Below are 23,241 nucleotides of genomic sequence, written 5' to 3'. Positions count from 1 at the left end.
ACGATCAGGCTGTCGGGCAACGGAGTTGGCTCTCGGCGCCTAGAGCGCCTAGTTGCAGACCGAGCTGACGATCCAGCCGCCGCCGAGCCGGGAGACCGCGTGCGCCTCGGCCGCGCTGCGCGACAACCCCAGACCGCCGTGGTACACGGCGCCGTCGTGTGCCACCGCGCCGCAGTGGGTGAAGGTGGTCAGGATCGTGCAGGTCTCAGAGCCGCACCGCTCCATCGCTAGTTGCTGTGCACCCAGCTTCGACTTGTGGCGCCGCGCCGTACCGGAAGCGCCGTCATGGCCGTAGGCGATCGCACCGTAGTGCTTGAGCAGGGGTGGGATATTTGTGGGCGCGTCGGTCGGCACGCTGGGGGCCGCCTGGGTCGGCAAAGCCTGATGGGTACGGGCGCTGGCCGGATGGATCAGGGTGAAGGCCATTGCGCAGGCAGCTAACAGGCTTGCGAGGGCAAGCGCGACGCGACGTCTTTGTCGTGCCGTCATGGTCATGAACCCTTTCTCGAAAGTGGTGACCGAATACGTGTGAGCACATGTTTACAACAACGAAACATGCGCCTTCTAGCATACCAGCTGAAATGAGCCGTCCCGCCTGAGCGATGCCCGCTGCGCGACCGGCAATCAGAGCGAAGTGCGCAGCGCCGCAACCGTTTCCAGATCTTCGAGCGCGGTGACGCCGCGTCGCAGGCCTTCCATTGCGATGGCGTCGTCCTGCATCCCGCCCATCCCGGCGGTGATCAGCGCGGCGACATAGGCGTACAACGCGCCCTGCCGGTAGCGTCGATAGAAGTCGTCACCGTCCAGCTCGGGTCCGCCCGCGGCGGCCAGGGCGCGCCGGTAGACGCCGAGCAGGTCACGCTGGGCGACCCGCCGGTCTTCCGGGGTCAGGCTGGTGACCAGCGTGTAGGCCAGTTCGCGCGACGGGTGCCCGCGCCGCACCGCCTGCCAGTCCAGCAAGCCCGGCCTGCCGTCCCGGAAGTAGACGTTGCCGGGGTGTGCATCGCCGTGCATCACGGTGTGCGGGGGCGTGTCGATCAGTGCGGCGACCGCGCGGTAGTTGGCGGCGATGAAGCGGCCCTGTCGATCGGGGGTGTCCACGGGGGCGTCGGTCCGCTCGGCGAGGCGTTTGATCGAGGCGTTCATCAGCGCGCCGGTCAGCAGGGAGGTGGCGTCGCCCGACGGGGTGTAAAGCCAACGCGGTGGTCGTCCCCACCAGGTGGCGTGTAGTCGGGCCAGCAGCTCGACGATCAGGCCGGCCTCGTCGACAGACAGCGGGTGCAGGGTGTCGGGGAATTCGCAGGAGGCCGCGGGCAGTGTTTCCAGCACTAGCAGGTAGCGGCCGGTCCGCGGATCGAATGCGGCGCCGTAAGCCTTGGGGAGCCCGGTCAGTGCGGGAGCCAGGTCGCGGTAGAACCGCACTTCGGTATGGCCGAGCCGGCCGAGTTCGCCCATCAGGCGGGTCGCGGCCGTCTGCGCTGAAAGCTTCACGAACACCGTCGCCGGGACACCCTCTGCGACGTCACTGCCGGACAACCGCAGCCAGGCGCGTGAGGATGTTCCGGCGTCGCTGTCCAGGATCTCCACGCCGGTCACGGTGGCGCCCATTGCCGCGGAGAGTGCGGCGGCATCGAGGCCGTCGACGGTGCGCGGCAGTCGCCCACGGCTTCCGACCACCGCGTCGGTCGCCACCCGGCCCACCCCGCGGCCCAGGTGCGCGGCCAGTCGGGCGACCGAAAGGGCTTGCATGAGGTGCTTTTTCATAACGATTCATCCTGGCTGACGACGGGCTGCTGCGTGGCCATTGACTTTACATATTTGGCGAATATTGTCACGCTGGGGAAGGAGCGTGATGACCCTGGGCGGGTCGATCTTCCCGGCCATGCAGAACTTTCTGCTGGCGGCGCGCGCCCAGGGGCTGGGTGCGTGCATGACCAGCTGGGCGTCCTACGGCGGCGAGCCACTGCTGCGGGAAGCCGTTGGCGTGCCGGACGATTGGATGCTGGCAGGCCACATCGTCGTCGGCTGGCCCAAGGGCAATTACGGGCCGGTCCGGCGTCGTCCCCTCGCCGAGGCGGTCAACCTCGACCGCTGGGACCGGCTTGCCACCGAGCTACTCAGCTGACTGGCCGGTGAAAAACCGCGCCGCCTTGCGGATCGATTCCTCGACAGGCTCGGGTTTCCAGCCAAGTTCGCGTTGGGCCTTGCCATGGTCCAACGGGGACATCAGTTCGGCCATGCGCGCCCCGACGTAGGCGAAGGGTAGGTCGCGATTCAGCACACCGGCGGCGAAGTCGTTCGCCCGCGCCGCACCGCGGAGGACAGCCATCGGGATTGGGATGCGCGGTGGACGCCGTCCGACCGCGCGGGCGGCGATCTCGTGCAACTCCTTGGTGCTCATGTATCGGTCGGAGACGATGTAACGCTCGCCGGCGCGTCCCTTGTCTGCCGCCAGAAGCATTGCGCGCGCGGCATCCTCGATCCCGACGACCTCGGAGGAGAAGCCCAGGTAGAACGGGAACCGGCCGTTGGCGACGCGGGCGAGCAGGCCGCCGTGCGGTGTCGGCGCCCAGTCCAGCGGGCCATAGGTTGTCGAGATGCACATCGCGACCGCCGGCAGCCCGTGCTCGCGTGCGTACCGCAGGACGAGGTCTTCGGCGGCGATGCGCGATTCGATGTAGGCGCCGCCGTCATTCCAGTTGTGCGGATCGTCCTCGGTGACCGGCCGGCGGTCGTTGATCGCCAGTGTCCCGGTGCTGCTGGTGAATACGAATTTCCGCAAGTCCGCGCCGAGCGCGGCGTCGAGCACGTGCCGCAGACCCTCGACGTTGGTGCGGAACAACGGTGCCGGGTCACGTAGCCACATCCGCGCGTCGACCACGCAGTAATACACGACGTCACAACCGGTCATCGCTGCGCGCAACGCCGCGACGTCGAAGATGTCGCCATAGCAGCGTTCGACGGGTAGGTCATCGAATCCTCTTGTCGCGCTGGTCTTGCGGATCATCACCCGCACGTCTTCGCCGGCTGCCACCAATTGGCGAGTGACGTGCGAGCCCACAAACCCGCTGGCGCCGATGACCAGTTTCTTCATGCTTGCGCCCCCTCGGCGAGCATGCCGGGACCGTACTTGGCCCGCAGGAACGCCCACGGGTCGGCGTACGGGCCGCGGCGTTCGATGCGGCGCTGCAACGCAAGGACCGTCCGCAGCAGCGGGCGGACCACCGGCCCGAGGGCGCGCAGTAGTAGGCGGCGCCGGCCCATCGAGTCGCCGACCCAGGCAACGGTCTGCGCCCAGTCGTGTTCCTGATACTCAAGCAGCGCTTGTGATTCGGTGGTGTCGAACCAGCCGGTGAAGCTCCACCCGAGGTCGTCGTCGGGATCACCGGGCAGGCCGATCGACGGGCCGAGCCGGCCCAGCCCTGCCGCGGCCATCATGTCGTCCTGCACATCACTCATCAGGTGGACGTTCGTCTCGTCGCCGGCGATCACCAGCACCTTCCCGTCGACGCGGTCGCGCCGATCCACCGCGTTGGCGAACGCCAGGGCGACATCTCGGGCGTCGGTCATGTGCATGCGGTTATCGACCGGAGTGGCGCGCACCAGCATGAGGTAGTCGCCGTCGAAGTTGGCGGCACCGTCGGGCGAGACGATCGCGGCCAGTCGCAGGATGGCATAGGGAAGCCCGCTCTCGGTGATGACCGCCTCGGCGAGCACCTTGTCCTCCCCGTACTGGTCGACCGGCCTGACCGGGGTGTCTCCGGTGATGCGCTCCGGGTACCGGTAGGGGTTGCGGGATCCGTAAACCGCGGCGCTGGAAGCGAATACGAACAACGGTGGTTCGCGCAACGCCCGGGCCGCCGTCACCAGGTGACGGGTGCCGTCGACGTTGACTCGGCGCGCCAGCGCCGGGTTGCGATACGAAGGCGGCGAGACGAGGGCCGCCAGGTGCACGATCGCGGCGGGTTGGTGGCGCGCCAGCACCGCGGCGACCGCGTCAGCGTCCAGCAGGTCGGTGTATTCCGGGAAAAGGGTGCCGGGGCCGGCGGCCGCGGACAGGACCGCGGCCCCCGCGACGGAAGCCTCGTTGGCCAGGTCCATGGCTACCACGGTGTGGCCACGGCTGAGCAGGATTTCCGCGCACCGCTTGCCGACCTGCCCGAAGGCGCCGGTGACCAGGGTGGTGTTCACCGGGTGAACCTGCGTGCAAGCGCGGACCCGGCGTCCCGCAACCGGGGGGAGATACGCACGGAGAACAGCGGATTGAAGAAATCCTCACGGAGCCGGGTCAGGGTGGAGGTCTTGATCAACCATCGGCCGTCGAGTTTTTCGTAGGTCTCGTGATAGTGCCCCCGCCCGTCGAGGTTGAGGCCGGGCGCCAGGCGCACGACGTCCTGCAACGCCCAGATCCCGGTCGCGGTGGTGTCGGAGGTGAGGGTGATCTCCGGTGCGTGCACCTGATGCGCCGTGGGCTGGGACGGCTTGCCCAGCGCGCCGCGGACGAACGCCACGAACTCGTCGGCGCCGTGGATCACCTTGCCGCCCGACCCCGAGGTGTCGCTGACGAAGTCGTCGGTGAACAGTTGCCGCCAGTCATCCCATTGCTTGGTGTCCAGGTAGCGGCAGTATCGGGCCTTCAATTGTTTGATCGCCTCGATCTCCCACAGCGCGGCTGCGGTATCCAGCATCGTGGCCCCTTCGGTATAAAGTCATAGCCGGTTTTGAGATTACAACTTCCGCCAAAGAGAATGTTATTCTCGCCTGATAATCCCCGACGGGAGGCGGCCCCGGATGCTTTTGGAGTTCGATGCTGATCAGCGGCTGTGGCAGGACACGGTGCGCGATGTCGTCACCAAGCAATGCCCGCCATCGCTGGTGCGCAGCGTTGCCGAACAAGGCGCCGACACCGAGCCGCTGTGGAAGCTGTACGTGGAACTTGGCTGGACCGAGCTGAACGACCCGGCCAGTGCGGTGGAGCTGGCGATCGTGCTCGAGGAACTCGGCCACGCCACCGACCCGACGCCGTTTTTGGCGACGATGAGTCAGTTCGCGCCGCTGGTCGGGGAGCGGTTCGACCCGAACCAGTCCGGCACCGCCGTGTATGGCGGGGTCTCCGCGCGTCGTGATGTCGACGGCTGGGTGCTCGACGGCACCGCCCGCCACGTGCTCGACGGCGATCGCGTCGATCGCGTCGCGGTGGTCACCGCAGCGGGAGTGTTCCTCACTGACACCAGTGCGCTGACCGCTCGTCGGGAATCGGTGTTCGATCCGGTGCTGCACGTGGCGGACCTGTCTTTCGGCGGCGTCCGGGTGCCCGAAAGTGACCGCTTGGCAGTGGATCCCGAGCGCGCCCGCCATATCGCGCTGACCGGGATGGCCGTGACGATGGTGGGCGCTTGCCAGCGCATCCTGGATCTGGTGCTCGAGCATGTCCGAAGTCGTCACCAGTTCGGGGTACCGATCGGTTCGTTCCAGGCCGTTCAGCACAAGGCCGCCGACATGCACGTCGCGATCCAGCGCGCGCGGGCGCTGGCCTACTTCGCCGCGCTGACCATCTCCGCCGACGATCCTCGACGCCGGCTGGCCGCCGCGATGGCCAAGGCGTCGGCGGGTGAGTGCCAGTCACTAGTGTTCCGGCACGGGCTGCAGTTGCACGGGGCAATGGGATTCACCTGGGAGAACGATCTGCAGTTCGCGCTGAAGCGGGCCAAGGCGGGGGAGTTGATGCTGGGCGGCGCATCGGAGCACCGGGCGCAGATCGCCGAGGAGTACCGTGCAGCTGACTTTTGATTCCGACGTCGAGGAGTTCCGGGCGGAGTTCTCGGCATTTCTCGACGAGAACCTGCCCTCCGCAAGCGAATTGCAGGAGCGTCCGCGCTCGGTGTCGCACATGCCGCAGTGGGCGCGGCGATGGCAGCGGCTGCTGTTCGACAACGGCTGGCTGCTGCCGAGTCAGCCACCGGAGTTCGGCGGCCGCAATGCGACGGTGCTGCAGCAGTTCGTCTACCTGGCTGAGCTGGGCCGCCGGCGCATCTATCACAGCTTCAACCCGCAGGGCGTGAATATCGTTGCGGCATCGCTGCTGTCGTTCGGAAGCGAGGAGCAGAAGCACCGGTGGGCGGTGCCGATCCTGCGCGCCGAGATCACCGCGTCGCTGGGCATGAGCGAGCCGAGCGCGGGCTCCGACCTGGCCTCGTTGCGCACCCGCGCCGTGCTGGAGGGTGACCATTTCGTTGTCAACGGGCAGAAGGTGTGGACCTCGGGCGCGCACGACGCCGATGTGTTGTTGACGTTCGTGCGGACCGACCCCGACGCCCCCAAGCACAAGGGCATCAGCGTGCTGGTGATCCCGACCGACACCGAAGGTGTTGTGCGGCGGCCCTTTCCGTCGATCTGTTCGGCCGATGACCTGGACTTCAACGAGGTGTTCTTCACCGACGTGCGGGTGCCGGCGGAGAACCTGGTCGGCGAGTTGAACCAGGGCTGGCGGGTGGCCAACGGCTCGCTGGGCCACGAGCGCACCATGATGTGGCTCGGATTCGCCGATCGGCTGGACAACGCCATCGCCGATTTTCGTCCCAGCAATGAGCTCGAGCGCGATCGCTACGCCAGCACCATCATGGACAAGCAGGCGCTGCGGCTGCTGGGTTCGGTGGCGCTGGCCCGCGCGGCCCGCGGTGAGGACGATGTGGCGGCGATCTCGGTGCTCAAGCTGTTGGGTTCGGAGGCGGAGCTGCGCGCGTTCGAACTCGCGCTGGAGTCCGCCGGCGGTGACGGTCTGATCAGCCCCGCCCTGACCGGACCGTACGAGCCGATGAACCTGGACCACTACTACGGCAGCTGGTTCGAGCGCTATGCGCGAAGCTTCTCGGGCACGATCGCCGGCGGCACGTCGGAGATCCAGCGCAACATCATCGCTCAGCGTGTGCTCGGCCTGCCCCGCTAGGCCGTCCCGTCCCCCCGCGAGCAGACGCGAAAGCCCCCGACGCGCCGTGCGCGCGGGGGCTTTCGCGTCTGCTCGCGCTGACTCCTAGACCGGGTCGAACTTGGTTATCAGCCAGTTGCCGTCGGACCGGATCATGCTCACCAGGACGCTGCTGGCCGTCATGGCGGGCTCCGGCTTGTCCTTGCTCGTCGTGCTCTGGTCGACGTACACCAGAACCACCGCCGAATCCGGGTGTAACTCCGACACGGCGGCCCGGATCACGTGGGCGGTGGTTTTCAGCGATTTCTGCTTGGCCGCCGGGGCCACGATCTGCTCGGTGAACTGGTTGTAGTACGACAGGAAATCCCCGGACAGGTGCAGCTTGGCATTGGCAAAGTCCTTGTCAAGCGACTCGGGTGAGTAGGAGAGCAGCGCGACCGTTCCTTCGGATGCCGCGCGGACGACGGTCTGGGCGACACCGGGGTCGGTCTGTCGGTTGGGCTGATAGCGCGCAAAGTACAACCACGTCGCCACACCAGCGGACGTCAGCAGCAGCAGGACCAGGGCTACGGTAACGACGTTCACCTTGGCCAGCCTGGGAGACCGGTTACGACGCTCGCGCTTACGTGGTTCTTCGGAGTCATCCGCCGCGGGAGCCTCGGTCACCGAATCGGTGACCTCATCCTCGGCGGCGTCCGGATCGTCGTCGACAACCTCGACAACATCTGCCGTCTCGGCGGTTTCGATGTCGTCGGATACGCGGCTTTCCTTGGTCACGCTACGAACTCCAACTTCGACATCTTGTACTGTCCGCCTTCTTCGGTCACCGTCACCCGGAGCCGCCACACGCGTGGTTCATCCTTGGCGCCCGCGGCATTGGTGATCCGCGATGTCGCCGTGACCAATACCGATGCGGAGTTGTCGTTCATGGATTCGACGGCGGTCGCGGTGATCGTTCCCTGGGTGACCACCTTGGACTGCTCGACGACCGTCACGAAATCCTTCGCACGCTGCTGGAAGTCGTCCCTGAATTCGCCGGTGGAGCTCTCGAGCAAGCGCTGGACGTCTTCCTTGGCCCTGTTGAAGTCCAAGGAGGTCATGTTGATGACGCCCTGCTTGGCACCGGCGACGAAGTTCGCGGCGCGCTGGTGTCGCTCGTTGGCGTTGTGTTCGTACCACAGCATGTATCCGCTCGCGGCGACAAACGCGCAGGTGAGGATTAGCGCGGCCACTTTGAGAGTGGTGGACAGGGACGGCAACCAGCGTCGCCGGCGGGCTGACCGGGATGGCAGCGCTGCGGCTTCGACTGTCTCCTCGTCGCTCAGCGACTCGGACTCATCGACCTCGTCCGCGTCCTGGTCGACGTCATCGGCGTCCCGGTCGGCCTCGCTCTCGGCGTCAGTCGCCTCAACGTCAGCCTCGGTGGTTTCGGCTTCGGCATCAGTGGCCTCAACCTCGGCCTCGGTGGTTTCGGCCTCGGCATCAATGGCCTCATCGGCCTCGACCTCAGCCTCGGCTGTTTCGGCCTCCGCGGCCTCGGCCTCGACCTCAGCCTTTGCCAGCATCTCGCGTCGGAGCCGGGCGGCGCGGGCCCGCGCCCGAGCCGCAGCAGCTAACGCCTCGGCTTCGGCGGCCTCCGCCTCGGCTTCTTCCAGCAACGCCATCGCGTCGGCTTTCGAGGTGGCCGAATCATCCGGCGGTGGTTTCGTCTCACTCATCGCGCTTCCTACCCGTCACCATCATCATCGTCTGAACCCCGGTGTCACTGGTGTTGGCCATTCCTGCATCAGCATCGCCTGTCGAAAAGTGCGCATCGACGGAGCGGCCCAGCCGGCGCGTGCACGCGCCGCGAGTCAGCACGGGATAGCGTTCCCGCAGACCAAGGTGTTCGCGGCTACCCCCATCGCATGAGCGTAAAGGGATAAGAGTCGGTTCCCCCCGGGCCACCTCCGCAGCCGGTGTCGTAGGTGGTGACCAATTCACCGCTCAGCGAGACTGCATCCCACGAATAGACGTCATGTGAGGGGAAGAACTGGACCACACACCGCACGCCATCCGGCACATCGACCGCCATGGTGTAGCGGCCATTGGCGAGGTGGGCGTCTGCCTGCCACCACGCCGCTTGCCCGTTGGGTTGCGGTACCGATTGGACGGTCACGCATCCCGGTTGGCGTGATATGCACGGCCGAATCGCCCAAAGCCAGTTGTGGCCGCGATCCCGGTCCGTATTCGCCATGTAGTTGCCAACCTGCATGTCCGCATGGGCGGTCGGTGTACCAGTCAACCCGGCCACGGCGATCAGCAGGGCGAGCGCAAGGGTCGCTGCGGGAGTCTTCACCGATCCTCTCCCATCTCTAGTACACGCGCTCGACCTGAATATAGAGCGCGGTCACGCTGCACAGGCCTACTCTGAAAAATCGCGCCCGTCAACGGTCCCGCTTTCAGCTGGACAGCGAGATGCCGGACGCTGAGACAGCTCAATCGATGACCGCGGCTTCTTTGCGTTCGGTGACCGGCCTGGCCAATTCCTGCTCTTCGCAGATGCGTTGCAGCTTGTCCAGTGTCTCGTCCAAGCCGGCGCCGACCTTGCGGCCGGGGGTGAAGGTGGCCGGCAGGTGCCGCATGCCCTGGATGACACCGATGCTTTCGTAGTGGACCGCACCGTCGGGGTCGCAGTGGTAGTCCGGCATCCGGTCCAAGACCGCGGTGAGCATCGACTTGAACACCGTGCGCGCCACGTTGGATCCGACGCAGCGGTGCACCCCTATGCCGAAGCTGAAGTGGCGGTTGCCTTTACGATCCAGGATGACCTCGTCGGGATCGGCAAACACGGCAGGGTCACGATTGGCCATGGCCCACGAGATCCACAATCGCTCGCCCTCTTTGAACTCGTGTCCGTTGACTTCGACATCGTCGGAGAATGTCCGGCCGTCACCGGCGGCCGGGGTGAAGAAGCGCAGGAACTCCTCGGTCGCTGGGTCGAGCAGCGTATCGAGGTTGTCGCGCAGGCGTTTTCGCTCGTCGGGGTTTTCCGAGAGCCATTCCAGTGAATGGGCGGTCAAAGCCGTCGTTGTGTCGAAGCCGCCGCCGATAACCAGGCCGAGGTTGCCGAGAATCTCCAGATCCGGTGCCGGCTGGTCGTCGATCCGCATCTGCAGCAGTCCGTTGACGATGCCGGGGCGCGGGTTTTCGCGGATCTCGAGCATGGTGTTGACCATGTCGAGTCCCATCTCCCGGTGCATTGCGGTGACGCGTTCGATGTCTGGGGAGTGCTCGGGTGTGTAGACGGCGGCATGCACGGGCTCGCTGTACATCTTCCACTTCTTGAGCGGAATGCCCAGCATCGCCAGGGTCAGGACGGCAGGCACGATGTTGGCCAGATCGTCGACGAAGTCGATGTGCCCGGACTCGATCTTCTCATCCAGGCAGGCGCGGGTGACGTCGTCGACGAAGGGCGCCCAGCGCTTGACCGCGGCCGGGGACAGATAAGGATTCAACACGGTGCGGTAGATGCGGTGTTCGGGATCGTCCATTTCCAGGATGCCGCCCCGCACCGCGCTCACGCGGCTTGCCGTCGGAATCGAAATGCCTTTGTAGCCACGCCGTTCGCCGTGAATGTCATGGTCGTTGGAGACCGCCGGGCAGCGAGCGAGTTCGAATACATCGTTGCTGCCGGCAGCTACCCAGTGCCCGCCGTAGGTGTCGGTCCATGCCACCGGGCACCTGGCGTGCATCTCTTCGGTGATCGACTTGAATTGCGACCGGTACTCAGCGGCGTGCCGATCGAAGTGATAGCGGTTTTTCTTGCGATCATCTTCGGTGGTGGCCATGTCATCCACGCTGTCGTCCACACTCAAAGTGCTGTCTCCCTTGGCGTTCAGTCGGTCAGGATGATGGCCTGCTCCGGGCAGGACTGGGCGGCTTCCCGTACCTGGTCAAGTTGATCCTCGGGTACCTCTTCACTGACTGCCGACGCGCTGCCGTCGAGTTCGCTGAGTTCAAACGAGTCCGGCGCGATCATCGAGCACAACGTGTGACCCTGGCAGCGTGCGGGATCGACCCAGACTTTCATCGCTTCTCCTTGCTCAGGTGTTCCGGCCACCGTTGACCCCCAGGATCTGGCCGGTGATGTAGCCGGCCTCCTCGGAGATCAGAAAGGCACAAGCGGCGGCGATGTCTTCCGGCTTGCCGATGCGGCGTACCGGCGTCCTGGCGATGTTCTGCTCGACGTCGCCGAGGAACCCGTTCGCCTCCGCGCTGCGCAGCATCGGCGTGTCGATGAAGCCTGGTGGTATCGCGTTGACGGTGATGCCGCTTGGTCCGTACTCGAGTGCCAACGATTTGGTGAGTCCGTTGACGGCGGATTTCGCCGCCACGTAGTGCGACATATATGCGGTGCCCGAATGGGTGCTCGACGACGAGATATTGACGATCCGTCCCCACCCGGCTTCCAACATGTCCGGCAGTACCGCCTGGATGGTGTGGAACACGCCATGAAGGTTGACGTTGATGACCTTCTGCCAGTCCTCGAAGGTGATGTTGGTGAAGCGTTTGAATCCGTCCAGGCCGGCGGCGTTGACGAGGATCGTCACCGGGCCCAGTCGGTCGCGGATTGCCGAGAGCGCGTCGTCCACCTGCGAGCGTTGGGTGACGTCGGCGGTGAAACCCAACTCATCCTCGGATGGTTTGAGATCGATGGCTGCGACGTTGAGGCCGTCGGCGCGCAGGCGTTTGACGATGGCCAGTCCGATACCGGATCCGCCACCCGTCACCACCGCGGTCTTCACTGTGCGCCCTCGCGCAGCAGCTTGAAATGCTCTTGATCCGCCGCCGTCTCGGCCACAAAGAATCTCCCTTGCATTTATGAGAATCGTACTCTCACGCCGAAGGCGGCTGCAAGCGGATCAGAATACCCTGTCTACCAGGTTTTTGACGTGTGTCGAGCGTCGAGCTAAGCGACCGCCCAACTGTTCCATGGGTCAATCGGGTTCGGGTACTTTCTTGAGTTCTTGCTATTCGAATGTAAGATTCGCCGAGGATGAGAATGAAATTATCGTGACCGACGCCACGCCGGAATCAGCCAGTTCGACACCCGAGGGGCTCACCATGTCAGCGCAGCAGACGGCGACCGCATGAAACCGCTGGAAGGCATGCGGGTGCTGGAAGTGGCCATGTACGGCTTCGTTCCGTCAGCCGGCGCGGTCCTTGCCGAGTGGGGCGCCGACGTGGTCAAGGTCGAGCACGCGGTCACTGGGGACCCGCAGCGCGGACTGCGCCAGACCGGAATGCTGCGTGTCGAGGGTGACCCCAACCCCAACATCGAGCACGCCAATCGCGGCAAGCGCAGCATCGGCCTGGACATGTCGGTGCCGGAAGGCAAGGAAGTGCTCTATGAGCTTGCCCGCCGCTCCGATGTATTTCTGACCAGCTTCCTACCCGAGCATCGGCAGAAGTTCGGCATCGACGTCGAGCACATTCGCGCGGTCAACCCGACCATCATCTACGCCCGCGGTAGCGCACTCGGTCCGCGGGGCGCAGAGTCCGTCAAGGGTGGCTATGACATGACCGCCTTCTGGTGCCGGGCCGGGACCGCCGCCACCATCACCCCGATGGGCTACGACGGCATGATCAATCCGCCCGGGCCGGCTTATGGCGACACCATCTCGGGCACCAACCTCGCCGGCGGCATCGCGGCGGCACTGCTCAAACGCGAGCGCACCGGTGAACCCTCGGTAGTCGATGTGTCGCTGCTGGGCAGCGGGCTGTGGTCGCTGGGGCACACCGTCGCGCTGACGAATCATCTCGGCCAGCTGATGATGTCGCCGCCGCCCGGCATCCACGGCTCGCCGGTCAACCCGTTGGTGGGCGTGTACCCGACCGCCGACAACCGCTACATATCCCTGGTCATGATGCAGCCCACCAAGTTCTGGGCCGACGTATGCCGACACATCGACCGCCCGGAACTGGCAGATGACCCGCGCTTTGCCGATGCCGAGAAGATCGCCGCGAATACGGCTGAAGCGGTTGAGATCTTGACCAAAGTCATCGCCACCCGCACCCTTGCCGAGTGGAGCGAACGCTTCGCGACGCTCGCCGGTCCCTGGGCCCCAGTGCAGGACACGCTGCAAGCCGCCGCCGACCCGCAGATCCGGGCGAACGAATACATCGTGCGCGCAGGCGAACTCGAACTGGTGGCCAACCCGGTGCAATTCGACGTCGCCGCACCGCAGACCGGTCCGGCGCCTGGATTTGCCGAGCAGACCGATGAGATCCTGTTGGAACTCGGACTCGACTGGGATCGCATCATCGAACTGAAGACTGCTGGTGCGGTTACCTAGCGATGCCCCAGATGCTCCATCCCTCTGCTGGTTTCCCGCGTCACTCGCCGCGACTTTTGAGACCCCTGTTCTCGGATAACGGTTGTTCGTTTTCCATTCCCACCGGACGTGATATGAGTCATAATCGCCAAGCGCTCCAAGGCATGGAGGTTCGGGAGCCGACGTGGCTGGAGGCGCCAACTCACGCAACAGAATGGAGGAGTGGCGTGAGTAGGAAGATCATTTGGAAACCGAGCTACGGCAATGGTTTAAGCAGTTCGTATAACTGGCTGCGAGATGTCTAGCGCTCACGAAGCCGACAGGGGTTGACGCCGATGCCCAAAGGGGGCAACGACCGGTGGTCGCCGGGCGTAGCGTTGCCCAGCAGCCTGGCTGGGCCGATGCAGGCCGTCGGCGCGTTGTTCGCGATGACGCGGGACGCGGTGAGGTTCCTGTTCCGCCGGCCCTTTCAGGGCCGAGAGTTCATTGAACAGTCGTGGTTTGTCGCCCGCGTTTCGCTGGCGCCGACGTTGTTGGTGGCTATCCCGTTCACCGTCCTGGTCAGCTTCATCCTCAACATTCTGTTGCGCGAACTGGGCGCCGCGGACTTGTCCGGTGCCGGTGCGGCTTTCGGTGCCGTCACCCAGGTGGGGCCACTGGTCACGGTGCTGATCGTCGCCGGTGCGGGTGCTACGGCGATGTGTGCGGACCTGGGTTCACGGACCATCCGCGAAGAGATTGACGCGATGGAAGTGCTGGGCATCAACCCGGTGCAACGGTTGGTGACGCCGCGGATGCTGGCCTCGGGGCTGGTCGCGTTGCTGCTGAACAGTCTGGTGGTCATCATCGGCGTCTTGGGCGGCTACATCTTTTCGGTCTTCGTCCAAGACGTCAATCCCGGTGCATTCGCCGCGGGCATCACGCTGTTGACCGGTGTACCCGAAGTCATCATTTCGTGTGTCAAGGCAACACTTTTCGGTCTGATCGCAGGTGTCGTGGCTTGTTACCGGGGGCTGTCGATCACCGGTGGGGGCGCCAAGGCCGTCGGCAACGCCGTCAACGAAACCGTCGTGTACGCGTTCATGTCCCTGTTCGTCGTGAACGTGGTCGTCACCGCCATAGGCATCAAGGTGTCAGGGAAGTAGGGGCACACAGAGGTGGCGCTAAGGGCCGTATACCCGCGATTATCAAGGCAACTGGACAAGCCAGTCGCTTTGATGGGGCGTCTCGGCGACCACACCATGTTCTACGGCAAGGCGCTGGCTGCCATTCCTTTTGCCGCCACTCGTTATCGGCGCGAAGTGATCCGTCTCATCGCCGAAATCAGCATGGGCGCAGGAACGTTGGCGATGATCGGCGGAACTGTCGTGATCGTCGGGTTCCTGACGCTGGCGACCGGCGGCACGCTGGCCGTCCAAGGGTACAGCTCGCTTGGCAACATCGGCATCGAGGCGCTGACCGGCTTCCTGTCTGCTTTCATCAATGTGCGTATCGCTGCGCCGGTGGTTGCGGGAATCGGTCTGGCGGCAACGTTCGGCGCCGGGGTGACGGCGCAATTGGGTGCCATGCGGATCAACGAAGAGGTGGATGCGCTGGAATCCATGGCGATCCGGCCGGTCGCGTACCTGGTGAGCACCAGGATCTTGGCCGGCATGATGGCGATCACGCCGTTGTACGCCATTGCGGTGGCGTTGTCGTTTGTTGCCAGCCAGTTCACCACCGTGTTTCTGCTCGGCCAGTCAGCGGGCTTGTATAACCACTACTTCGACACCTTCTTGAACCCGTACGACCTGTTGTGGTCGTTCCTGCAGGCCACTCTGATGGCGCTGACCATCCTGTTGATCCATACCTACTACGGATACTTCGCCTCGGGTGGACCATCCGGTGTCGGTATCGCAACCGGCAACGCGGTCCGCACCTCTTTGATCGTCGTGGTGTCCGTGACCCTGCTGGTGTCACTGTCGGTCTACGGCGCCAACGGCAACTTCAATCTGTCTGGATAGCAATGGTGGGGAGGTGAAGAGGTGACCACGCGGGTACCGAGCGGACGCGGCGCGCCGAGCGCGCGCGGGCGGGCGCACGGTTCGGGCCGGCCAAAGCCACGTACCTATGTCCGTCCGTTACTGGGTGTGGTCACCATCTTGGTGGTTACCGCAATCGTCACTCTCGCCATAACGCTATTCCAGGGTGGACTCACCGAATCGGTACCGGTGACGGTGGTGTCGCAACGCGCGGGCCTGGTCATGAACCCGGACGCGCGGGTCACCTTACGCGGCGTACCGGTGGGCAAGGTTGACTCGATAGAGCCGCTGCCGGACGGTAAGGCCGCGATCCACTTGGCGATGTTCCCGTCGGCGCTGAAATACATTCCCGCCAACGTGCTCGTCGATATCGCGTCCTCGACCGTTTTCGGAGCCAAGTCCGTCCAACTGATCGAACCCGCCGAGCCCTCGGCGCAGCGGCTACATGCGGGCCAGCGGCTGACGGGCCAGCACGTCATGGTCGAGATCAACACGGTTTTCCAGCAACTGGTTTCGGTGCTGGACCAGATCGACCCGGCGAAGCTCAACGAGTCACTGGGCGCGCTGGCAAAAGCATTCAGTGGACGGGGCCCACAACTCGGTCAGTCGTTGAGTGACCTGGATTCATTTCTGGCCAGGCTGGAACCGAGCCTTCCCGCGTTGAATCATGACCTCGCAGTGTTACCAGTGGTGTCCAACGCCTACGCCGATGCGTCGCCGGATCTCGTGCGGACCGTGTCCAACGCAAACCGGATCAGCAAGACGATCGTCGACGAGCAGCACAACCTGGATGCATTGCTGATCAGTGCAATTGGTCTTGCCGACATCGGCAACGACGTCTTGTCGACGAACCGTCAGCCGCTGACGAATGTATTGCACCTGCTGGTGCCGACGACCGATCTGACCAGCGAGTACCACGAGGTGTTCACGTGCGCACTCGGCGGACTCATCCGGATAGCGCACGGTCCGCCGTTGTCGGAACCGAGCATCAATATCACTGCGAGTCTCACGTGGGGCGGCGAACGCTATCGGTACCCGGCGAACTTGCCCAAGGTGGCGGCGACGGGCGGTCCGCGGTGCCTGGGCCTGCCGCAACTGCCGTTCAACACCCCTCCGCCGCAATTGATCACAGATATCGGCGCCAACCCGGTGGTGTACGGAAATCAGCAGCTGCTGATCAACTCCGATCTGCTCAAGCAACTGTTGTACGGCCCGATCCAGGGCCCCCCGCGCAACTCCGCCCAAATAGGAATGCCCGGATGAGAACGCGCGCTACCCTGATCAAGTTCGCGATCTTCGCGGCCGTGATGACGGTGCTCACCGCCTGTCTGTTTTTTATCTTCGGCCAGTACCAGACCGGCTCGACGACCGGGTATTCGGCTGTGTTCAACGACGTGTCGCGTCTCAAAGTTGGGCAGACGGTGCGGGTCGCCGGGATCCGGGTGGGCACCGTCAGCGACATCACGCTGCGCCCGGACAAGAAAGTCGTGGTGGAATTCGACGCCGACCGCGACATCGTCCTCACCGAGGGCACCAGGGCGGCGGTCCGCTACCTCAATCTCGTCGGTGATCGCTACCTGGAGCTCGTCGACGGCCCAGGGCCGACCAAGCGTCTGGCGGCCGGCGCGCAAATCCCGGTCGACCGCACCGCGCCGGCGCTTGATCTCGATCTCCTGCTCGGCGGACTGAAACCCGTCATCCAAGGTCTCAATGCGCAGGACGTCAACACGCTGACCTCGGCGTTGCTGCAGGTCTTCCAGGGTCAGGGCGGAACGCTCGACTCGCTGTTCGCCAAGACGACATCGTTCTCAAACGCGTTGGCCGACAACGACGAAACCGTGCAGCAACTGATCGACAACCTCAACACCGTGGTCACCACGATCTCCCGGGACGGCAAGCAGTTCTCCGGCGCGGTCGATCGCCTGGAGCGGCTTGTCAGCGGGCTCTCGGACGACCGAAACACCATCGGCGCCGCCATCGAGGCGTTGGACAACGGAACCGCCTCGCTGGCCGATCTGCTGAGCAGTGCGCGACCGTCGCTGTCCGGCACCATTGACCAGTTGAGCCGGCTGGCGCCGATACTCGATGACGACAAGGACCGCCTCGACGCCGCAATCGGAAGGGCGCCCAAGAACTATCGCAAACTGGTGCGACTCGGAGTGGCGGGCGCCACCATCCCCTACTACCTCTGTCAGTTGGAGATTCGCGGCACGGATCTTCAGGGCAAGACGGTGATATCGCCGTTCTTCAGGTCAGAAGCTGGAAGGTGCACTGAACCCTGATGCTGAAGTATCGCGGAGCTGAGCTCGTCAAGGCCGGATTCATCGGCGCGATCTTGATCGTGCTGGTCATCCTGGTGGGCCTGGCACCAGATCGGTTGACCTCGTGGGCGACCGCCGTGCGATACAAGGCGGTGTTCACCGAAGCCGGCGGCCTCGCGGCGGGGAACCCCGTGACAGTGTCCGGGATCAAGGTTGGCACGGTGTCGGATGTGTCGTTGCAAAACGGCGATGCCCTGGTGACCTTCGCGGTAAAGGGCAATATCCTGCTCGGGTCGGAGACCACCGCGCACATTCGTACCGACACGTTGCTGGGTGCGCGGATGCTGGCGCTGGATTCCGCCGGCAGCGGCAATATGCGTCCGAATGCTGTCATCCCCACTTCTCGCACGTCCTCGCCGTACTCGTTGACGGAAGCGGTCAGCGAATTAACCACGAACACAGGTGAAACCAGCACCGCGACACTCAATCAGTCGTTGGACACGTTGGCGGCGACGCTCGACCAGATCGCACCCAAGTTGGGGCCGGCGTTCGACTCGCTCACCCGGGTATCGCGAACCCTCAACGGTCGCAACAAAAGCCTCGCTGAGTTGTTCAAGAGTGCCAGCGACGTCACCGGGGTCCTATCCGAACGCAGCCAGCAGGTCAACAAGCTGATTCTCAACGCCGACGATCTGTTGCAAGTCTTGGTGGCGCGCCGACAAGAGATCGTGGACCTGCTGGCCAACACGTCGGCGGTGGCGAAGCAGCTGACGGCGCTGGTGCACGAGAACGAAAGCAAATTGGCGCCGACGCTGGAACGGCTGAATTCGGTGACCGCGATGCTGCAAAGGAACCGCGACAACATCAGCAAGGCCCTGCCGGGTCTCGCCAAGTTCCAGATCACCGTCGGTGAGGCAATCTCGAGCATGTATGCCTACTCGGCGTTCGTCCCGAACCTCCTTCAGCCGCCGCTGTTCCAGCCGTTCCTCGACTACCTCTGGGGATTCCGCAACTTCGACACGGGTCGCGGTCCCGGATTCCCGTCGACTGTTCCCCGGTCGCTGTTCCCCTGGCCGTACAACGGCATGCCGGAGTGCCCCAATTGCACGCTGGGCGGCAGGGTCGGAGGATCGCAGTGATTTCTCGGATCTCGCGCGTCGGGCGCAAGAGGCTCGTGGTCGTCGTCGCGGTTGTCCTGGTCGGCCTCATCGTTGCCGGTGCGGGCATGGTCATCCGGAATACGTTCTTTGCCCCGAAGACGATTACGGCGTATTTCACTACCGCCACGGCGATCTACCCCAGTGACGAGGTGCGGGTGTCGGGGGTCAAAGTCGGCACCATCAAGTCGATAGTCCCGCAGGGCCAACAGACCAAGATGACCCTCGAGATCAACCACGGCGTGCCGATTCCGGCGGATGCGAAAGCGGTCATTGTCGCCTCCAACCTGGTGGCCGCCCGTTACGTGCAGCTCACCCCCGCCTACCGGACCAGCGGTCCGGTCATGGCGGACGGCGAGGTGATCCCGGTCAACCGCACCGCGGTACCCGTCGAGTGGGACGAAGTCAAAACTCAGTTGATGCGGCTGGCAACGGATTTGGGACCCCGCAGCGGGGTATCGGGCACTTCGGTGGGCCGGTTCATCGATAGTGCCGCCAATGCGCTCGAGGGCAATGGCGACAAGCTGCGGCAGGCGCTGGGCCAGTTGTCCGGTGTGGGTCGGATACTCGCCAACGGCAGCGGGAACATCGTCGACATCATCAAGAACCTGCAGACCTTTGTCACCGCGCTGCGCGACAGCAACACCCAGATCGTGCAGTTCAATGACCGCCTGGCCACGCTGAGCAGCGTGGTCAACGACAGCAAGTCCGAGTTGGACGCGGCGCTGACGGACCTGTCGACGGCGGTCGGCGAGGTGCAGCGGTTCATCGCCGGCTCCCGCGACCAGACCAGCGAGCAGGTCGCCCGGTTGGCCGACGTCACGCAGGTCCTGGTGGATCAGCACATGGCCCTGGAGAATATTCTGCACGGTGCGCCGAACGCGCTGGGCAACTTCTTCAACGACTACAACGCCGACACCGGAACCATCGTGGGCGGGTTCGGAATCATGAACTTCGCCAATCCCACATTTTCGGGCCTGATGATTCCGCTGCCGATTCCAGGCTGCACTCAAATCGGCGCCCTCGAGAACGTCACCTCCACCGAGTCGGGCAAGCTCTGCTCGCTGTTTCTGGGTCCCGGGTTGCGGCTGCTCAACTTCAACAGTCTGCCCATCCCGATCAACATCTTCATCCAGAAGTCGGTGGACCCCTCGAAGATCCTTTACACCGAACCGCGCCTGGCGCCCGGCGGCGAGGGCCCGAAGCCCGGACCACCGGAGATCCCCCCCGCGGTATCGGCCTACACCGGCCTGCCGGGTGATCCCGTCGGAGCGCCGGGGGCCGAGCCACCACCGCGGATACCGGGCTTGGCGATGCCGTTCCCCCCTCCGCCGTCGACACCGATGCAAGCGCCACCGCCACCGCCGGGTGTGTCGGGCATGCTGCTGCCTGCCGAAGGGCCGGGCCAATGATGGCCCGGGCTCGAGCTCGCCGGGTGTTCGCCATCGGTGGATGCGTGGTGTTGACGGCGACCGGGTGCGCATTCCACGGCCTGAACTCGCTACCGCTGCCCGGCGCGGTCGGACGCGGGCCCGGGGGCGTCATCTACCACGTCGAAGTCCCGAATGTCGGCACGATGGAGTCGAATTCGCCGGTGATGATCAACGACGTGGTAGTCGGCAGCGTCGGCGCGATGAAGGTGAAGGGCTGGCACGCCGACGTCGAGATTTCCGTGAACCGCGACGTCGTGGTCCCGGCCAATGTGGTGGCGAGCGTCGGTCAGACCAGCCTGTTGGGGTCAATGCATCTCGAGCTGAATCCACCGCTCGGCCAAACGGGAAGTGGACGGCTGCAGCCGGGAGCCACCATCCCGCTTGCCCGGTCATCTGCCTACCCGTCGACCGAGCAGACGCTGTCGTCGCTGGGCGCTGTTGTCAACGGCGGGGGGCTGGGACAGATCGGGGAGGTCATCCACAATTTCTCCGTCGCCGTGTCTGGGCGTGCCGGCACCCTGCGCGACCTCCTTACCCGCCTCGACACGTTCGTCGGAACACTCGACCAACAGCGCAACAACATCGTGGACTCCATCGAAGCGCTGAACCGGCTCACCGCCACATTCGCCGGGCAACGGGACGTTCTCGCCGAGGCCCTGCGCAAGGTACCTCCCGCGCTCGACGTGCTGATCAGAGAGCGGCCACGCCTGACGACCGCGCTGGACAAGTTGCGCGCCTTCAGCAACACCGCCACCCGGCTGATCAACGACAGCCAGGCCGACCTGGTGAAGAATCTGCAGAACCTGGAGCCGACCATCCGTGCGCTCGCCGACGTCGGGCCGGAGCTCGGCACGGCGATCGCTGCGGGTTTCGTGTTCCCGTTCACCCAAAACTTCGTCGACCGTGCGGTGCGCGGCGATTACTTCAATCTGCATGTGCAGCTGGACCTCACGATCCCACGGCTCAAGCGGGGGTTGCTGTTGGGAACCCGCTTCGGGCAGCTGGACCAGCCGCTGGTGCCGACGCCCGGGGAGCCGTACTACTTGAGGTACACGCTCGATCCGTTGCATTCCCCGGTGCGGCCGCCGTGGATCGATCCCGATGCCCTTCCGCTGCCTCCGCTGCCGGGACCGGCGCCATATCAGGCATCGTTGCCTGGGCCACTTCCGGGTGCGGCGCAGTTGCCTGGACCTCCGCCGGGTGCCGCGCAGTTGCCCGGGCCTGCACCGGGTGCCGCGCAGTTGCCCGGGCCTGCACCTGCGGCACCGGTGCCAAATCCAGGTCCCGGTCCATTGCCGGCGGAAGGTGACGGATAGATGCTGACCCGCTTCGTTCGGATTCAGCTGGCGATCTTCTCGATCGTCGGGACCGTTGGCGTGATCGCGATGGTGCTCTACTACATCCAAGCGCCGATGTTGCTGGGCATCGGTCGGATCACGGTGACGCTGGAGTTGCCGGCGGCCGGGGGCCTGTACCGGTTCTCCAACGTCACCTACCGCGGGGTTCAACTGGGCAAGGTCACGGCGGTGGAGTTGACGCCGAAAGGTGCGAAAGCGACGCTGTCGCTTGCGACTTCACCCAAGGTCCCGGCGGACCTGTCGCCGTGTCCAGAGCGCCCTGGCCCGCCAAATCAGTGCGGTGCGCATGTGCTCAGCGTCTCCGCGGTGGGCGAACAGTACGTGGACCTAAGGCCCAGAACCGATTCGGGGCCGTACCTGCACGACGGGTCGGTGATTGCGGTGCGCGACACGACGATTCCGCAACCGGTGGGGCCGATGCTGGAGCAGGTCAATGCATTGGTCACCAGCATCCCGAAGACCAAACTCGGCCAATTGCTCGACGAGACCTTCCGGGGTTTCAATGGGTCCGGCTACGATCTCGGATCGCTGTTCGACTCCACAACGACTCTGTCGCGCGATGCCAACGGCGTCGTCGATCGCACCAAGACCCTCACCGAAGACAGTGGGCCGCTGCTGGATTCGCAAGCACGCACCACCGATTCGATCCGGCAGTGGGCGCGTGGCCTCGCCGGGATTTCGGACGTTCTGGCCAACGACGATGCAAAGTTTCGCACCCTGCTGCGGGACGGTCCTGACGCGGCCAACGAGGCGTCCCGGCTCCTCACTCAACTCAAACCGACGCTGCCGGTGTTGCTGGCCAATCTGACCACCATCGGGCAGATCGGCGTCACCTACCACCCGTCACTGGAGCAGTTGCTGGTGTTGCTGCCATCGGCGGTGGCTATCGAGCAGGCGGCTGGACCGGCATCCCACCCGGAAGGTTCGGCGCAAGGCGACTTCGCGCTGACGATCGACGATCCACCAATCTGCACGGTCGGTTTCATACCGCAGAGCCAGTGGCGATCCCCCGACGATCTCACCGACATCGACACACCGGACGGGTTGTATTGCAAACTGCCGCAAGACTCCCCGCTCTCGGTTCGCGGTGCCCGCAACTATCCGTGCATGGGTCATCCGGGCAAGCGCGCGCCTACCGTCGAGATCTGCAACAGCGACCAGCCGTTTATGCCGCTGTCAATGCGCCAGCACGTTCTCGGTCCTTCCCCGATCGATCCAAACCTGATCGCCCAGGGCGTCCCGCCCGATGACCGGGTCAACCCCAACGCCAGGATCTTCGCCCCGGTCGAGGGAACACCGCTGCCGCCGGGCGCGGTGCCGCGTGGCACGCCGCCGGGGCCGCGGGGAGAAACCGCGCCACCAGGCACAGTGGGTGCCGCTGTTCCTCCGGAACCGTCGTCAAGACCGATGTGGGCGCCTTCATCGCAGATGTCGTTTGACCTTCCGCCGATAGCGCCACTCGACGTCCCGTTGCCGGGGGAGCTTCCGTCACCGCCCGCCCCTTTGGCGCCGACGCCTCCGTCGGAAGTCGCCCCAGCCGATGCGGGTGCCGGTGCCGGCGGACAAATGGCGCCAAGCTCGTTCGGTAATGGCGCCGGCAAGTGGACGCCGTCGATCGCGATTGCCCACTACGACCCGCATACGGGCCGATATGTCGGTCCGGACGGAAAGCTGTACGAGCAAGCGGATCTCGCGCCCGCGAAGGCGCCCAAGACATGGCGGGACATGATCCCCAGTTAGGTGGCGATCGCAACATTTGAGGGCGGCGC

Annotated in this window: 22 protein-coding genes and 1 pseudogene; 12 read left to right on the top strand and 11 right to left on the bottom strand. The window is 64.8% G+C overall.

The features are described from left to right. Window positions 1-48 precede the first annotated feature (48 nt). Both A5645_RS03205 and A5645_RS03200 read right to left on the bottom strand, forming a co-directional pair. Window positions 49-426, bottom strand: a complete 378-nt coding sequence (locus A5645_RS03205) for a DUF4189 domain-containing protein (RefSeq protein ID WP_172830448.1) — start codon at window positions 424-426, stop codon at window positions 49-51. 198 nt (window positions 427-624) lie between these two features. Next, window positions 625-1,764: a phosphotransferase gene (locus A5645_RS03200; protein ID WP_065128438.1), complete on the bottom strand. Its 1,140-nt coding sequence runs from the start codon at window positions 1,762-1,764 to the stop codon at window positions 625-627. A gap of 82 nt (window positions 1,765-1,846) precedes the next feature. Between A5645_RS03200 and A5645_RS03195 the strand changes: the two are divergent. Continuing rightward, window positions 1,847-2,125: pseudogene (locus tag A5645_RS03195) on the top strand (nitroreductase family protein); the annotation flags it as partial. Here the strand turns inward: A5645_RS03195 and A5645_RS03190 are convergent. Genes A5645_RS03190 through A5645_RS03180 form a run of 3 tightly spaced genes read right to left on the bottom strand, consistent with a single transcriptional unit; the run spans window position 2,114 to window position 4,688 of the window. Next, window positions 2,114-3,094, bottom strand: a complete 981-nt coding sequence (locus A5645_RS03190; protein WP_065036409.1) for an NAD-dependent epimerase/dehydratase family protein — start codon at window positions 3,092-3,094, stop codon at window positions 2,114-2,116. The pseudogene A5645_RS03195 and the gene A5645_RS03190 sit on opposite strands and share 12 nt — an antisense overlap. Beyond that, complete coding sequence (locus tag A5645_RS03185) at window positions 3,091-4,191, bottom strand: NAD-dependent epimerase/dehydratase family protein (RefSeq protein WP_065128437.1); 1,101 nt, start codon at window positions 4,189-4,191, stop codon at window positions 3,091-3,093. Before A5645_RS03185 ends, A5645_RS03190 begins: the two co-directional genes overlap by 4 nt. Next, a complete protein-coding gene (locus tag A5645_RS03180) occupies window positions 4,188-4,688 on the bottom strand; it encodes a nuclear transport factor 2 family protein (RefSeq protein WP_065036407.1) in 501 nt (166 codons plus the stop codon). Before A5645_RS03180 ends, A5645_RS03185 begins: the two co-directional genes overlap by 4 nt. 103 nt (window positions 4,689-4,791) lie before the next feature. Here A5645_RS03180 and A5645_RS03175 point away from each other — a divergent pair, with 103 nt between their 5' ends. Next, window positions 4,792-5,790 carry an acyl-CoA dehydrogenase family protein gene (locus A5645_RS03175; protein WP_065036406.1) on the top strand — a complete coding sequence of 333 codons (999 nt, stop codon included), beginning with the start codon at window positions 4,792-4,794 and terminating at the stop codon, window positions 5,788-5,790. After that, window positions 5,774-6,946: an acyl-CoA dehydrogenase family protein gene (locus tag A5645_RS03170; RefSeq protein ID WP_065036405.1), complete on the top strand. Its 1,173-nt coding sequence runs from the start codon at window positions 5,774-5,776 to the stop codon at window positions 6,944-6,946. The genes A5645_RS03175 and A5645_RS03170 overlap by 17 nt, the downstream gene beginning before the upstream one ends. A gap of 84 nt (window positions 6,947-7,030) precedes the next feature. Here A5645_RS03170 and A5645_RS03165 read toward each other — a convergent pair whose 3' ends face one another. The 6 genes from A5645_RS03165 to A5645_RS03140 form a co-directional block, all read right to left on the bottom strand. Then, window positions 7,031-7,702 (bottom strand): hypothetical protein, encoded by a 672-nt coding sequence (locus tag A5645_RS03165; RefSeq protein WP_436405458.1) that lies wholly within the window; start codon window positions 7,700-7,702, stop codon window positions 7,031-7,033. Continuing rightward, window positions 7,699-8,643: an Rv1363c family protein gene (locus tag A5645_RS03160; protein ID WP_065128436.1), complete on the bottom strand. Its 945-nt coding sequence runs from the start codon at window positions 8,641-8,643 to the stop codon at window positions 7,699-7,701. The genes A5645_RS03165 and A5645_RS03160 overlap by 4 nt, the downstream gene beginning before the upstream one ends. A 176-nt stretch (window positions 8,644-8,819) precedes the next feature. After that, entirely contained in the window at window positions 8,820-9,218 is a 399-nt protein-coding gene (locus tag A5645_RS03155; RefSeq protein WP_065037440.1) for a hypothetical protein, read from the bottom strand. A gap of 184 nt (window positions 9,219-9,402) precedes the next feature. Then, window positions 9,403-10,782 carry a cytochrome P450 gene (locus A5645_RS03150; RefSeq protein ID WP_065128435.1) on the bottom strand — a complete coding sequence of 460 codons (1,380 nt, stop codon included), beginning with the start codon at window positions 10,780-10,782 and terminating at the stop codon, window positions 9,403-9,405. 20 nt (window positions 10,783-10,802) lie between these two features. After that, the gene (locus tag A5645_RS03145) at window positions 10,803-10,997 is read right to left on the bottom strand and encodes a ferredoxin (protein WP_065037395.1); all 195 of its coding nucleotides are present in this window, start codon (window positions 10,995-10,997) and stop codon (window positions 10,803-10,805) included. 13 nt (window positions 10,998-11,010) lie between these two features. After that, complete coding sequence (locus tag A5645_RS03140; protein WP_065037396.1) at window positions 11,011-11,712, bottom strand: SDR family NAD(P)-dependent oxidoreductase; 702 nt, start codon at window positions 11,710-11,712, stop codon at window positions 11,011-11,013. A gap of 345 nt (window positions 11,713-12,057) precedes the next feature. On the opposite strand from A5645_RS03140, the gene A5645_RS03135 reads away from it, so the two are divergent. The 9 genes from A5645_RS03135 to A5645_RS03095 all read left to right on the top strand — a co-directional run bounded on the left by A5645_RS03135 (window position 12,058) and on the right by A5645_RS03095 (window position 23,212). Next, entirely contained in the window at window positions 12,058-13,263 is a 1,206-nt protein-coding gene (locus tag A5645_RS03135) for a CaiB/BaiF CoA transferase family protein (protein ID WP_065037397.1), read from the top strand. 314 nt (window positions 13,264-13,577) lie between these two features. After that, complete coding sequence (locus A5645_RS03130; protein ID WP_065037398.1) at window positions 13,578-14,387, top strand: MlaE family ABC transporter permease; 810 nt, start codon at window positions 13,578-13,580, stop codon at window positions 14,385-14,387. Between the two features lie 12 nt (window positions 14,388-14,399). Then, the gene (locus A5645_RS03125; protein WP_065037399.1) at window positions 14,400-15,245 is read left to right on the top strand and encodes an MlaE family ABC transporter permease; all 846 of its coding nucleotides are present in this window, start codon (window positions 14,400-14,402) and stop codon (window positions 15,243-15,245) included. A gap of 21 nt (window positions 15,246-15,266) precedes the next feature. After that, complete coding sequence (locus tag A5645_RS03120) at window positions 15,267-16,526, top strand: MCE family protein (protein ID WP_065037400.1); 1,260 nt, start codon at window positions 15,267-15,269, stop codon at window positions 16,524-16,526. After that, window positions 16,523-17,545: an MCE family protein gene (locus tag A5645_RS03115; RefSeq protein ID WP_065037401.1), complete on the top strand. Its 1,023-nt coding sequence runs from the start codon at window positions 16,523-16,525 to the stop codon at window positions 17,543-17,545. Before A5645_RS03120 ends, A5645_RS03115 begins: the two co-directional genes overlap by 4 nt. After that, window positions 17,545-18,663 carry an MCE family protein gene (locus A5645_RS03110; protein ID WP_065037402.1) on the top strand — a complete coding sequence of 373 codons (1,119 nt, stop codon included), beginning with the start codon at window positions 17,545-17,547 and terminating at the stop codon, window positions 18,661-18,663. The genes A5645_RS03115 and A5645_RS03110 overlap by 1 nt, the downstream gene beginning before the upstream one ends. After that, window positions 18,660-20,093 (top strand): MCE family protein, encoded by a 1,434-nt coding sequence (locus tag A5645_RS03105; RefSeq protein ID WP_065037403.1) that lies wholly within the window; start codon window positions 18,660-18,662, stop codon window positions 20,091-20,093. The genes A5645_RS03110 and A5645_RS03105 overlap by 4 nt, the downstream gene beginning before the upstream one ends. Next, window positions 20,090-21,430 carry an MCE family protein gene (locus A5645_RS03100; protein WP_065037404.1) on the top strand — a complete coding sequence of 447 codons (1,341 nt, stop codon included), beginning with the start codon at window positions 20,090-20,092 and terminating at the stop codon, window positions 21,428-21,430. The genes A5645_RS03105 and A5645_RS03100 overlap by 4 nt, the downstream gene beginning before the upstream one ends. After that, window positions 21,431-23,212, top strand: a complete 1,782-nt coding sequence (locus A5645_RS03095) for an MCE family protein (protein WP_065037405.1) — start codon at window positions 21,431-21,433, stop codon at window positions 23,210-23,212. Window positions 23,213-23,241: the final 29 nt, after the last annotated feature.

The organism is Mycobacterium asiaticum, from assembly GCF_001673635.1.
Taxonomy (GTDB): Bacteria; Actinomycetota; Actinomycetes; order Mycobacteriales; family Mycobacteriaceae; genus Mycobacterium; species Mycobacterium asiaticum_C.
Note: the sequence above shows the minus strand (reverse complement) of the source record. Positions and strands in the feature narration are given on the sequence as shown.